This window comes from Sphingobium abikonense NBRC 16140, from assembly GCF_001598335.1.
Classification (GTDB): domain Bacteria; phylum Pseudomonadota; class Alphaproteobacteria; order Sphingomonadales; family Sphingomonadaceae; genus Sphingobium; species Sphingobium abikonense.
This window is the reverse complement of the sequence record NZ_BCYT01000004.1, coordinates 35333-47871: the sequence shown is the minus strand read 5'-3', so window position 1 is coordinate 47871 and position 12539 is coordinate 35333. Positions and strand designations below refer to the sequence as shown.

The window sequence follows — 12539 nt, the reverse complement described above, 5'->3', positions numbered from 1 at the left end:
CCGGATTTTTTGCGCCGCTTGCGCTGACGCCATTTCGGCGCGAGAGGCTGAAGCGATGACGATGCTGCCCATCCACGCCGTGCTGCCCGACCTGCTCGCCGCCCTGCGGGCCGGCAGCAGCGCGGTGCTGGTGGCGCCGCCTGGCGCGGGCAAGACGACGGCCGTTGCACCGGCCCTGTTGACCGAAACATGGTGCTCGGGCCAGGTTCTGCTATTGTCGCCGCGCCGGCTGGCGGCGCGGGCAGCGGCAGAGCGCATTGCCGAGATGATGGGCGAGCAGCCTGGCGGCACGGTCGGCTATGCCACGCGCATGGACAGCCGGCAGTCGGCCCGCACCCGCCTGCTGGTACTGACCGAAGGCATATTCGTCCGCCGCATTCAGGATGACCCGGAACTGACGGGCATATCCGCGGTCTTGTTCGACGAGGTGCACGAGCGTAGTCTCGATAGTGATTTCGGCCTTGCCCTCGCGCTCGACGCGCAGGCTGCGTTGCGACCCGACCTGCGCATCGTGCCGATGTCGGCGACGTTGGACGGCGCGCGCTTCGCCGACATGTTGGGCGGCGCGCCGGTGATCGAGAGCGAAGGCCGCATCCAGCCGCTTGATCTGCGCCATATCGGCCGCTCGTCTGAGAAACGGATCGAGGACGATATGGCCGCCGCCATTCGCCGCGCTTTGGCGGAGGAGGAAGAAGGCGATCTGCTCGCCTTTCTGCCGGGCGTTGCGGAAATCGAACGCACGGCCGAGCGGGTGGAGGGCGTGCCGGCGGAGGTGCACAAGCTGCATGGTTCGCTTGATCCGGCAGCCCAGCGCGCCGCCATCCGTCCATCGCGCGAGGGACGGCGCAAGGTGATCCTGTCGACGTCCATCGCTGAAACCAGCCTGACCATCGACGGAGTCCGCATTGTCGTGGACAGCGGCCTGGCCCGCCGCCCGCGTTACGATCGGGCAGCGGGCGTGACACGCCTTGTCACCGAACGGGCCAGCCAGGCGTCAGCGACCCAGCGCGCTGGCCGCGCGGCGCGGCAGCGGCCGGGGGTCGCCTATCGCCTGTGGGAAGCGGCCGCGACTGCCGGCATGCCGCCATTCGATCCGCCCGAAATCCTGGAAAGCGACCTCTCCAGTCTGATACTCGATTGCGCGCTCTGGGGCGTGACCGATCCCGCCTCGCTCCGCTGGCTCGATCCGCCGCCGACTGCAGCGGTTGGCGAAGCCCGCCGGCGGCTCTTCACGCTCGATGCGCTGGATGGCGATGGCCGCATCACCGCACATGGCAAGACGCTGGCGAAATTGCCGCTGTCGCCCCGCATCGCGCATATGCTCGTGCGCGCGGGCGACATGGGGCTGGCCGACATCGCCGCCGATGTGGCCGTGCTTCTGGGCGAGCGCGGCATTGGCGGGCAGGACATCGACCTGACGCTTCGGCGGCAACGCTGGCGACGGGAAAGCGGCAAACGGGCGGACGCCGCCCGCGCGATGGCGCGCCGCTGGGCCAGGCTCGTCCCGGCCGACGAGGACGAAAGAGGTTCCAACACGCGTGTTTCGGACGGTCACCGCCCATCCTTTCCCGCCGCATCCGACCATCAGGTCGGTCTGTGTCTCGCCCTCGCCTTCCCCGATCGCGTGGCACGACGCCGCTCCGCCGACGGCGCGGACTGGGCCAGTGTAGGCGGGCGCGGCTTTCGGCTCGATCCGCTCTCCCCGCTTGCACGTGAGGAATGGCTGGCGGTGGGCGAAGTGCAGGGCAGCGCCGCGGGCGCACGCATCCTGTCGGCAGCGCCGATCGCGGAAGCCGATATCCTGACGCTGTTCGGCCAACGCGTGCAAGAACATCGCACCGTGCGCTTCCGCAGCGCCAATGGCGGTATCGAGGCGCTCCGGGAACGGCGGCTGGGCTCCGTGCGCCTGTCTTCGGGGTCGGATGATCGGCCCGATCCTGACGCTGTTGCCGCCGCCTTGACTGATGGCGTCCGGCAAGGCGGCCTGTCGCTGCTCCCCTGGTCCGATGCGGCAATATCCCTGCGGACGCGCGCCGCCTTTGCCGGCATCGAGGCGCTGTCGGACGCGGCGCTGATGGCGACGCTGGATGACTGGTTGCCGCCACTGCTCCAGGGCAAGCGCCGCCTGTCGGACATAGACCGGTCTTCATTGTCCGGCGTGCTCGACGGGCTGATCGGCTGGGACGGCAAGCAACAGCTGGACCGGCTTGCCCCCGCCGACTTTCGCTCTCCTGCCGGTTCGACCCATGCCATCGACTATGCGGCCGACGGCGGCCCGCGCGTCGAATTGCGCGTGCAGGCGCTATTCGGCCTGGCGACGCATCCGACGATCGGCAGCCAGCATATTCCGCTTGTCCTCTCGCTCACCTCGCCTGCCGGACGACCGATCCAGACGACCCGCGACCTGCCCGGTTTCTGGGCGGGCAACTGGCGCGACGTGGCCAAGGAAATGCGCGGCCGCTACCCCCGCCACCCCTGGCCCGACGATCCCGCCGCCGCCAGTGCGACTTTGCGCACCAAAAGGGCCGATGCCCGCGCCAAGTCTTGACTTGAACCGCGCGGCTGGTGCAACGCAGCACGGTCTTGAACGGAGTTTCCACGCGATGAGCGCGCGCATTTATCAGATCCAGAAAAACGCCATGCAGTCGGGCAAGGCGCTGACCCATAAATGGGTGCTGGAATTCGCGCAGGCCGAAGCCAAGACGCCCGATCCGCTGACCGGCTGGGCAGGGTCTGGCGATACGCAAAGCCAGGTCAAGCTGACCTTCGCCACGCAGGACGCCGCCATCGCCTATGCCGACAAATATGGCATTGCCTACACGCTCATCCCCACCCCGCCCAAGACGCTGAAAATTCAGGCCTACGCCGACAATTTCCGCTGAGCCATCGCATTTTGCTTGCACAATCGGGCGCGATGCTGCCCGATTGACGCCTTATTCGCTTGCCAAGGGGCGGACATAGGCGGCACAAGCCGCGTTTTGACGGAAAGATTTTCACGATAATGACGGATCGCACCGCAATTTTCGACAGCGTCGCTGCGCAGATCGAACCCTTCAACAAAAAGGGTATCGCGCTGACCGAGACAACCAGCTTTGCCGGCGATCTGGAATGGGACAGCCTGACCGTAATGGATTTCGTCGCGGCGATCGAAGATGAATTCGACATCATCATCACCATGAACATGCAGGCCGAGATCGAAACCGTGGGCCAGTTGGTCGACGCGGTGCAGAAACTCAAGGCCGCCTGAAACTTTGAACCTCCGTTCGTCCTGAGTAGTCGTTGAAAGTCCTGAGCTTGCCGAAGGACGAAACGGCGTATCGAAGGATCGGGCACAGCGGGATGCTTCGATATGGGCCTTCGACTGCGCTCAGTCCCTACTCAGCACGAACGGATTGAGGGATAGACATATGACCGACGCAGCCGCAACCGCGAACGACGCGCGCACTCCGGTGGAAACACCCGCCGCGCGCGACCTGTTTTCCAAATTCGATCCCCTAATTGCGGAGCGCGAGGCGCTGCTGGCAACCGGCGTGCGCGATCCCTTCGCCATCGTAATGGACGAGGTGAAATCCCCGACGCAAGCGGTCATCAAGGGCAAGGACACGATCCTGCTTGGCACCTATAACTATATGGGCATGACCTTCGATCCCGATGTGGTTGCAGCGGGCAAGAAGGCGCTCGATGAATTCGGCGCAGGCACGACCGGCAGCCGTGTACTGAACGGCACCTATCAGGGGCACAAGCAGGTCGAGGACGCGCTCAAGGACTTTTACGGCACCAGCGGCGCCATGGTTTTTTCGACCGGCTATCAGGCGAATCTTGGCATCATTTCTACGCTCGCGGGCAAGGGCGACTATGTCGTGCTCGATGCCGACAGCCATGCGTCCATCTATGACGGTTGTTTCCTGGGTGACGCAGACATCGTCCGGTTCCGGCACAACAGCGTCGAGGATCTGGACAAGCGGCTGGGCCGCCTGCCCGCCGATGCGCTGAAGCTCGTGGTGCTGGAGGGCGTCTATTCCATGCTGGGCGACGTCGCACCCCTGCCCGACATGGTCGCTGCGATCCGCAAGCATCCCAACTGCATGATCCTGGTCGACGAAGCCCATGGCATGGGCTTTTTTGGCGCCAATGGCCGCGGGGTCTATGAGGAACAGGGTGTCGAGCAGGACGTCGATTTCGTCGTCGGCACCTTTTCCAAGTCGGTCGGCACAGTGGGCGGCTTCTGCGTGTCCAATCACCCCAAGTTCGAAGTGCTGCGCCTCGTTTGCCGACCCTATGTCTTCACCGCGTCGCTGCCGCCCAGCGTCGTCGCCACCGCCGCGACCAGCATCCGCAAGCTGATGCATGCGGGCGAAAAGCGCGCGCATCTGTGGAAGAACAGCCAGCGCCTGCACAAGGGGCTGACCGACCTTGGCTTTACGCTGGGGACCAAGACGCCCCAATCGGCGATCATCGCGGTCATCCTGACCGATCAGGCCCAGGCCGTCTCCATGTGGCAAGCGCTGCTGGAGCTGGGCCTCTACGTCAACATGGCCCGTCCGCCGGCCACGCCCGCCGGCACCTTCCTGCTGCGCTGCTCGCTGTGCGCCGACCATAGCGACGATCAGGTTGAACAGATCATCGCCATGTTCGATGCCGCGGGCAAGGCGACGGGCGCGATCGGCTGACCCGGCCCGGCACCTGACACTGCGCCTCCGGCCAATAGGTGAGACGCTAACGGCCGGAAATGCAGCGCAGGATATTTCGCCTTCGATTCTGTTGGGCTAAGGTCGGCAGCCATGGCGGACGGCATTTTCGACAACCAGCAACCCGATCAGCGCGGCATGGACTGGCCTGCCGCGCTGCGTCGCATCGTGCCGTGGCTGCTCGTCATCCTGCTTGTCGGCTCGCTGGGCGCGCTGCTCTATACCGCCCGGACGGCCTCGCGCGATCACGCGCTGGCGCTGGCGGAGCAACAGCGTAGTTTCGAGGTCATCGCGCTGGCGCGTGGGTTCGAAGCGCGCATCGCACGGGCGGAAGTGACGCTGGCCCGCTATGTCATCAGCCTTGAACCCGACACCGGCCGCCTGTTCCAGGAACAATGGCGCAACGCCAACAGCCAGCTTCGCGCGCTGTTTTACGCGACCCGGGGCGCCGACTGGCAAAGGGGCAATGTCGAAGCGCTGCGGCGCGCCTTTGCGGACCGGGGCAAAAGGCTGAGCGAGATCGGCCTTCGCACCACCTACGACCAGAAGATGACGGCGCTCGCCAAATTTCACGAAGCGGGCAAGAGCGAGGATTTGCAGCGCATCACCAGCCTGCTCGACCGGGTGATTGCGGCGGAGAATGCACGATTGCGCGAACGCAGCCTAGCCGTGTCGCTGGCCGGCGATCGCACCGAATGGATCGGCAAGACGTGGCGGCTGTTCGGCCTTGTGCTGCTGGTCTGCGTGCTGTTCGCCGCCTGGTTCGCGCATATCGCCATCACCGACAGGCGCAAGGCCAGGCGACAGGCCGAACTGGAATCCGAACGCGCCGATTCACTCGACGCGGCGGTGCGCGCGCGCACCGCCGAACTGTCCGCCGCCTATGAGCAGCTGAAACGCGAGGCGAGCGAGCGCGCAGCCGCTGAGGACAGCCTGCGCCAGATGCAGAAAATGGACGCCATCGGCCAGCTTACAGGCGGCATCGCCCATGATTTCAACAATATGCTGGCGGTTGTCGTGGGCGGTCTGGAACTGGCGCGGCGCAAGATGCAGGCGCAGCCCGAGGAAGCGCTACGCCATCTCGACAATGCGACCGAAGGCGCCAACCGCGCCGCTGCGCTGACCCGCCGGTTGCTGGCTTTCGCCCGGTCAGAACCGCTGCTGCCCAGCGCCGTGGACCCTGACGCCCTGATCGCGGGCATGGCGGACCTCATCGACCGCACGATCGGCGATCAGATCACCGTTACCTTTCAACATGAAGCACAGGGCTGGCAGATTTTCGTCGATCAGCATCAGATGGAAAATGCGATCCTCAACCTGTGCGTCAATGCCCGTGACGCCATGGAAGGGCGCGGCCGCCTGATGCTCGCCACCAGGCGCAGCTCTCTGGCGCAAGGCGACGTCGGCGAATGCGCGGCGGGCGACTATGTCTGCCTGAGCGTGACGGACGACGGCTGTGGGATGACGCCCGAAATCATGGCGCGTGTGTTCGAACCCTTTTTCACGACCAAGCCCGTAGGCAAAGGCACTGGACTTGGCCTCAGCCAGATTTTCGGCCTGGTTCGACAAAGCGATGGCGACATTCGCATCGAATCCGAACCGGGACGCGGCAGTACCGTGACCCTCTATCTGCCGCGTTGCATCACGCAGGCAGAGCCTCTGGCGGACGATAGCCTGTCACTGGCGCGCGCGCCCGTCGAGCATCCGCCCACGCGCATCCTGGTGGTGGAGGATGATCCACGCGTTCTGCGGCAGACGATGGCGGCGCTCAGCGAATTGGGCCATCTGCCCATCGCCTGCGACCACCCGACCAAGGCGGCCCGGCTGCTCGGCAACAATAGTGACATTGGCCTGATCCTGAGCGATGTCCTGATGCCGGAGATGACCGGGCCGGAAATGGTCCGCGCGCTGCCGGCGGCATTCCATCATCTGCCGGTTCTGTTCGTCACCGGCTTCACCGGCGATGGCAATGACCAGGCCGACTTCGGCGGCCATGCCGTGCTCCGCAAGCCCTATACCCTCGCTGCCCTCGCACAGGCCGTTGGCACCGCGCTCAACGGATCGCACCGCCCCGTAACAGCCGCGGCAGCAGAGTGATCGCGCCCAAAAGCGGCCAGCGCCGTTGCCAGGGCTTGATCATGATCTTCGTGCCGGCATGGCGGTTGATCTTCCAGGCGAGATAATCGATCCCGCCGGCATAGGTGAAACTCGCCTTGACCAGGCGGATGACGGACAGGCGCTTTCCTCGGCGTTGCAGGTGCTTCCAGCGGTCAGGCGCATCGGCCGGCGCTGGCGGGAGTCCATCGGCAAGCGCGGCTTCGCCAAAGCGCCGATAGCGTTCGGGGTCGGCGTCCACGATGGACAGGGACCGCCCTTTCCTCTCGGCTCTCAGTTCCGCACCATAGGTCAGGGCAAAACCGGTACGCCACAGGCCCAATATGCCTTCCCCGGCTGACGCGATCGGCTGCGCCAGCGACAGCAAGGTCGGCGCCGCCTGCGCAACCGCCGCGACGGTGCGCTGCCGCGCCAGATCGTCCGATGCCCAGAGCAGCCGCGCGGGCTGGGCAAAGCGCGCCCATACCGACACATTGTCGGCGGCCGGACTATTCAGGCGCGCGAAATCCGCTTCCGACAGCACGGCATATTTGGCGACCAGACCATGATGTTCGAAGGGAAAGACATTAGGCGGCACCAGGGAATTTGCATGCGCGAGCCAACCTTTCCCATAGGCCGCCCGATAGTCGGATACGATCAGATAGAAATCGAGCATCAGCCCATCGAGATTGGCCTCCCGCAAACAGGAGCCGTAAAAGAGCACGGCGCGAGACGCGTCGGGATAGCGCGCAGCCAGTGCACCCGCCATCGCAGCGGCGCGCGGATCGGCGGGCTGGAGCAATTCGTCACGCACAAGGTCGATAAGGCGGCGGGTCATGATGCCGGCCCTATCGCGGCCGATGCGGAAAATGAAGCGCGTTCAGTCCCACTGGAGCGGCAGATGGGTACAGGCCCCGACATTGCCGCCCTTCATCCGCACAGGATGCGCCGGGTCCAAGCGGAAGGACGGAATGCCCGCCAGCCATTCCTCCAGAAAGACGATCATTTCCATGCGCGCCAGCCCCGCGCCGACGCAGCGATGCGCACCCGCGCCCATCGTGCTGTGGCGGGTGGCGTTCAAGCGCCGGTCGAACCGCACCTCATCGGGCGCATCGAACGCCGTCGCATCCAGATTATGGAACAGGCTGGGCAGATAGATGATGTCGCCTTGTTTGAGCGTCACGCCGTCCACGTCGACATCTTCGACCAGATTGCGGCTGACCGACACCGTGGGATAGCGGCGCAGCAATTCGTCAGCGGCGTCGGGAATCAGCGCGGGATCGGCACGCAACGCCGCCTGATCGTCAGGATGGCGTGCCAGATGTAGTGCCGCCATGCCGACGGCGGCGACCACCGTGTCCAGCCCGCCGAAGAGCAGGTTGCGGCACATCCGCTGCGCCTCGTCCAGCGTCCAGGGACGACCCGCGACCGGCTCTGACAGGATGCGGCTGAACAGGTCTTCGCCCGGCGCAGCCATGCGCTCGGCGATATAGGGGGCCAGATAGGCGTCGGCCGCGTCGCGCAGTTGCTCGACGCTCATCGACCCGTCCGGGCGAGTCAGCTGCGCACCCAGCGCGCGCAGGCGGGGGCGATCCTCCAGCGGCACGTCGATCAATGTCAGAAAGATATGGAGCGGGAGGATTTCGGCAAATTGCTCGGTAAATTCGCATTGTCCCAGCGGCGCGAGATCGCGCACCAATTCGCGCGCGACCGCGCGCACCTGGGGTTCCAGCGCGACAATATGGCGGGATGCAAACCCCTTCATCACGGCCATGCGGAATGGCTGATGCTCGGGCGGGTCCTGCTGCAACGGGATGAAGCGCATGACATCCCCCAAGCCCGGCGTCACGGCCAGCACCGCGCTCGACAAGCGTCGATTATCGGCCCAGAGGTCACGAACGATGGGTCCAGCCGTCGCGATCCAGTGGCCGCCATTGGCGATCGTCCAGACGATGCCCGGCCAACCCGGGCGCGCCAGCGCCTGCCAGGCGGCGAAATAATCCTCCTCCGCGCCCGGCGGATTGAAAATGTCGAAATCGACCACTCGATCCGCTGGCACATGCGCCGGTATCGCAGCGTCCATGCTCCTCTCCCTCGCGACGAAGGCAGAGCCTATCGCCCGCCCAGCCACGCGGAAGCTGCGACTTATGGCAGGTCGTTGGCGCTGGCAGTCGTCCGGCGATAGAGCAGCATGACATTATTGGCGGGCATGGCAGACAGCTGACATGCGCCAAAGCCGTGGCGCTGCGCGAGAAGGTCGGCATCCTCGACCCTGCGCAGCCCCCAGCGGGAATCACGCGCGCGCAAGTCGGCATCGAACGCCAGATTGCTGGGCGCGGTCGGCGCGTCGGTGCGGACCCAGGGGCCGTACAGGATTAACGCCGCGCCGGGCGGCAACAGACGCGCGGCGTGCGTGAACAGCCCGACCGTCGCGTCCCACGGGCTGATATGCGCCATGTTGATGCACAGGACCGCGTCCGCCCTGTCGATTGGCCAGTTGGCCCCGCTTGCATCCAGTTGCAGAGGCAGGCGTAGATTGGGAAGCGCCGCGTCCGCTCGCCAGGCCGCGATGGACGCCAGCGCGGTGGGATCAGGGTCTGTCGGTTGCCAGTCAAGATCGGGAAAGGTGGCAGCGAAGTGGACAGCATGCTCGCCACTACCGCTGGCGACTTCCAGCACAAGGCCGGAGGGCGGCAGCATATCGCGCAATTTCGTTACGATATCGTTACGGTTCCGCAGCGTGGCGGGGGCATGACGGCGAGGATCGGGTGGTTCAGCGCCCCCCGCCCCCGCCTCACCGGGAACCCAGATCGTCACTCGGCGGCAGCCGCCAAATCCGGCTCGCTCCAGCTCAGCACCGGTTTGCGCGCGGCCAGCGTCTCGTCCAGGCGACGGCGCGGCGCATGATAGGGCGCGCCCTTCAGCGCCTCGTCCCCCGCCTTCGCCCGCTCTGCCAGGCTGCGCAGCGCCAGGATGAACTGGTCGAGCGCCGCCTTGCTCTCCGTCTCGGTCGGTTCGACCAGCATCGCGCCATGGACGACCAGCGGGAAATACATGGTCATCGGATGGAAGCCTTCGTCGATCAGCCCCTTGGCAATGTCGAGCGTGGTGAAACCCTCTGCCAGCCCCTTGTCGCTGAACAACGCCTCATGCATGCACGGGCCGCTGCCACCGAAGGGCGCGTCGAGCACATCGTCGAGGCTGCGGAGCACATAGTTGGCGTTGAGCACCGCGTCCTCCGCCACTTGGCGCAGACCGTCGGCACCGTGGGACAGGATATAGGCCAGCGCGCGGGTGAACATGCCCATCTGGCCGTGGAAGGCGGACATGCGACCGAAGCTCTGCGGCATTTCCTCGCCGACATTCTCCTCCTCGATAAGGTGGATCGAGCCGTCTTCCATGCGCGCAGTGTATGGGAGCGGGCCGAAGGGCGCGAGCGCTTCGGAGAGCACGACCGGGCCGGACCCCGGACCGCCACCGCCATGCGGGGTGGAAAAGGTCTTGTGCAGGTTTATGTGCATCGCGTCGACGCCAAGGTCGCCGGGGCGGACGCGGCCGACGATGGCGTTGAAGTTCGCGCCGTCGCAATAGACGAACGCACCGGCGGCATGGACCGCATCGGAAATCACCTTCATGTCGCGCTCGAACAGGCCGCAGGTGTTGGGGTTGGTGATCATCACCGCCGCAACATCGGGGCCGAGCCGGGCTTTCAACGCTTCAAGGTCGACGCGGCCATCGGGGGTCGCGGGAATATCCTCAACCTTGTAGCCGCAGAAAGCAGCCGTGGCGGGATTGGTGCCATGCGCGCTTTCGGGCACGAGTACGACTTGGCGCGCATCGCCGCGCGCTTCGAGCGCGGCGCGGATGCATAGCAGCCCGCACAATTCGCCATGCGCACCGGCCTTGGGCGTCATGGCGACGCCGTGCATGCCGGTGAGCTTGATGAGCCAGACGGCGAGTTCATTGATGACACCGAGCGCGCCCTGCACCGTCGATTGCGGCTGGAGCGGATGAATGTCGGCAAAACCGGGCATCCGCGCGACCTTTTCATTGAGGCGCGGGTTGTGCTTCATCGTGCAGGAGCCGAGCGGGAACAGGCCGAGGTCGATGGCGTAATTCTGGCGGCTGAGGCGCGTATAATGGCGCACCGTTTCCTGTTCGGAAAGGCCCGGCAGGCCGATCGCATCTGCGCGGGCAAGGTCGCCCAGGCGATTTTCGCCCGTGGGAGCGACAGCGAAGTCGACGCCTGTGGTGTCAGTCGAGCCGATCTCGAAGATCAGCTTTTCCTCCAGCATCAGCGCGCGGTTTCCGGTGGCGGTGGCGGGGGCCATATGGGCTTCCTCAACGGGCGTGGGGGCGGTGGGGCGGCCTTCCTTGAGCATGGTCATGCCAGTTCCTCCTCAAGCGCCTTGGCAAAGATGTCGATATCCTCCGCCGTGACGGTTTCGGTCACGGCGACGACCAGACCGTTCCCGATCTGTGGCGCGGTCGGGAAAAGACGGCCGAGCGATACGCCGCCCAGCACGCCCCGGTCGGCCAGACGGCGGACAACATCCCGGGCATCCTTGGGCAGGACAAGTGTGAATTCGTTGAAAAAACTGTCGTTCATCAGCGTCACACCGGGCAGCGCGGCAAGGCGGCCGGCAGCCTGAACCGCCATCGCGTGATTAAGGCCGGCCAAGGCACGCAGCCCCTTTTCGCCGAGCAGCGTCATATGGATGCTGAACGCCAAGGCACAGAGGCCTGAATTAGTGCAGATGTTCGATGTCGCCTTTTCGCGGCGAATATGCTGTTCGCGGGTGGAGAGCGTCAGCACGAAGCCGCGCTTGCCGGCCGCATCGACCGTCTCGCCGCACAGGCGGCCGGGCATCTGGCGCACATATTTCTGCTTGCACGCGAACAGGCCAAGATAGGGCCCGCCAAATTGCAGCCCGACGCCGATCGACTGGCCTTCGCCAACGACGATGTCCGCGCCCATGGCACCGGGCGCCTTGATCGCGCCAAGAGCGACCGGTTCGGTGACGACGGCAACCAACAGCGCGCCGGTGGCGTGCGCCGCGTCCGCCAATGCGGTAAGATCCTCAATTCGGCCGAGAATATCGGGATATTGGACAACAACGCAGCTTGTGTCCTTGTCGATCGCCGCGATCAACTTCTGGCTGTCGGTTTTGCTGTCGAGTTCGGGCGTTTCATAGGCCAGATGGTCGCCCGTGAACTTGGCCATCGTCTGTGCGACCGAGACATAATGGGGGTGGAGCCCGGACGAGAGCAGAGCCTTGCCCCGCCTCGTGATGCGCCGCGCCATGACGATCGCCTCCCAGCAGGCGGTCGATCCATCATACATGGACGCATTGGCAACGTCGCAGCCCAGCAGTCGCGCGACCTGCGTCTGGAATTCGAACAGCACCTGGAGCGTGCCCTGCGCAATTTCCGGCTGATAGGGGGTGTAGGCGGTCAGGAACTCGCCGCGCTGGATCAGATGATCGACGCTGGCGGGCACATGATGCTTATACGCGCCCGCGCCCAGAAAGAAGGGCGCTTCCCCGGCCGACAGATTTTTCCGGGCCAGGGCGGCCATGTGCCGCTCGACCGCCATTTCGCTGGCATGGTCGGGAAGGTCGGGAATCGTGCCGGACAAGCGCGCTTCGGCGGGTACATCGACGAAGAGATCGTCAATGGACGCGGCGCCGATCGTCGCCAGCATCGCCTGCCGGTCGCTGTCGGTAAGGGGTAGGTAGCGCATGTCATTCTCCACTC

10 protein-coding genes are annotated in these 12539 nt (G+C 65.3%); 5 read left to right on the top strand and 5 right to left on the bottom strand.

What is annotated here, in order from left to right; translation table 11 throughout:
* Window positions 1–55 precede the first annotated feature (55 nt).
* The 5 genes from hrpB (at window position 56) to SAB01S_RS05760 (ending at window position 6785) form a co-directional block, all read left to right on the top strand.
* Entirely contained in the window at window positions 56–2548 is a 2493-nt protein-coding gene (gene hrpB, locus SAB01S_RS05780; protein ID WP_062732162.1) for an ATP-dependent helicase HrpB, read from the top strand.
* 55 nt (window positions 2549–2603) lie between these two features.
* Window positions 2604–2882: an ETC complex I subunit gene (locus tag SAB01S_RS05775; RefSeq protein WP_021227035.1), complete on the top strand. Its 279-nt coding sequence runs from the start codon at window positions 2604–2606 to the stop codon at window positions 2880–2882.
* Window positions 2883–3001: 119 nt separating this feature from the next.
* Window positions 3002–3247 (top strand): acyl carrier protein, encoded by a 246-nt coding sequence (locus SAB01S_RS05770; protein WP_021227036.1) that lies wholly within the window; start codon window positions 3002–3004, stop codon window positions 3245–3247.
* A gap of 160 nt (window positions 3248–3407) precedes the next feature.
* A complete protein-coding gene (gene spt, locus SAB01S_RS05765) occupies window positions 3408–4670 on the top strand; it encodes a serine palmitoyltransferase (RefSeq protein WP_062732161.1) in 1263 nt (420 codons plus the stop codon).
* A 111-nt stretch (window positions 4671–4781) separates the two neighbouring features.
* Window positions 4782–6785: an ATP-binding protein gene (locus SAB01S_RS05760; protein ID WP_062732160.1), complete on the top strand. Its 2004-nt coding sequence runs from the start codon at window positions 4782–4784 to the stop codon at window positions 6783–6785.
* Here SAB01S_RS05760 and SAB01S_RS05755 read toward each other — a convergent pair.
* The 5 genes from SAB01S_RS05755 to gcvPA all read right to left on the bottom strand — a co-directional run bounded on the left by SAB01S_RS05755 (window position 6742) and on the right by gcvPA (window position 12525).
* A complete protein-coding gene (locus tag SAB01S_RS05755; RefSeq protein ID WP_062732159.1) occupies window positions 6742–7620 on the bottom strand; it encodes a hypothetical protein in 879 nt (292 codons plus the stop codon). The two genes, SAB01S_RS05760 and SAB01S_RS05755, sit on opposite strands and share 44 nt — an antisense overlap.
* 42 nt (window positions 7621–7662) lie before the next feature.
* Window positions 7663–8865: a cytochrome P450 gene (locus tag SAB01S_RS05750; protein WP_062732158.1), complete on the bottom strand. Its 1203-nt coding sequence runs from the start codon at window positions 8863–8865 to the stop codon at window positions 7663–7665.
* A 62-nt stretch (window positions 8866–8927) separates the two neighbouring features.
* Entirely contained in the window at window positions 8928–9599 is a 672-nt protein-coding gene (locus tag SAB01S_RS05745) for a DUF938 domain-containing protein (RefSeq protein WP_062732157.1), read from the bottom strand.
* Entirely contained in the window at window positions 9596–11170 is a 1575-nt protein-coding gene (gene gcvPB, locus SAB01S_RS05740) for an aminomethyl-transferring glycine dehydrogenase subunit GcvPB (protein WP_062732156.1), read from the bottom strand. The genes SAB01S_RS05745 and gcvPB overlap by 4 nt, the downstream gene beginning before the upstream one ends.
* Window positions 11167–12525: an aminomethyl-transferring glycine dehydrogenase subunit GcvPA gene (gene gcvPA, locus SAB01S_RS05735; protein ID WP_062732155.1), complete on the bottom strand. Its 1359-nt coding sequence runs from the start codon at window positions 12523–12525 to the stop codon at window positions 11167–11169. Before gcvPA ends, gcvPB begins: the two co-directional genes overlap by 4 nt.
* Window positions 12526–12539: the final 14 nt, after the last annotated feature.

Bases quoted from the DNA above. Each gene is read 5' to 3' on its own strand.
- hrpB (WP_062732162.1), top strand. From the start codon at position 56: ATGACGATGCTGCCCATCCACGCCGTGCTGCCCGACCTGCTCGCCGCC.
- gcvPB (WP_062732156.1), bottom strand. From the start codon at position 11,170: ATGACCATGCTCAAGGAAGGCCGCCCCACCGCCCCCACGCCCGTTGAG.
- SAB01S_RS05770 (WP_021227036.1), top strand. From the start codon at position 3,002: ATGACGGATCGCACCGCAATTTTCGACAGCGTCGCTGCGCAGATCGAA.
- SAB01S_RS05760 (WP_062732160.1), top strand. From the start codon at position 4,782: ATGGCGGACGGCATTTTCGACAACCAGCAACCCGATCAGCGCGGCATG.
- SAB01S_RS05750 (WP_062732158.1), bottom strand. From the start codon at position 8,865: ATGGACGCTGCGATACCGGCGCATGTGCCAGCGGATCGAGTGGTCGAT.
- SAB01S_RS05755 (WP_062732159.1), bottom strand. From the start codon at position 7,620: ATGACCCGCCGCCTTATCGACCTTGTGCGTGACGAATTGCTCCAGCCC.
- spt (WP_062732161.1), top strand. From the start codon at position 3,408: ATGACCGACGCAGCCGCAACCGCGAACGACGCGCGCACTCCGGTGGAA.
- gcvPA (WP_062732155.1), bottom strand. From the start codon at position 12,525: ATGCGCTACCTACCCCTTACCGACAGCGACCGGCAGGCGATGCTGGCG.
- SAB01S_RS05775 (WP_021227035.1), top strand. From the start codon at position 2,604: ATGAGCGCGCGCATTTATCAGATCCAGAAAAACGCCATGCAGTCGGGC.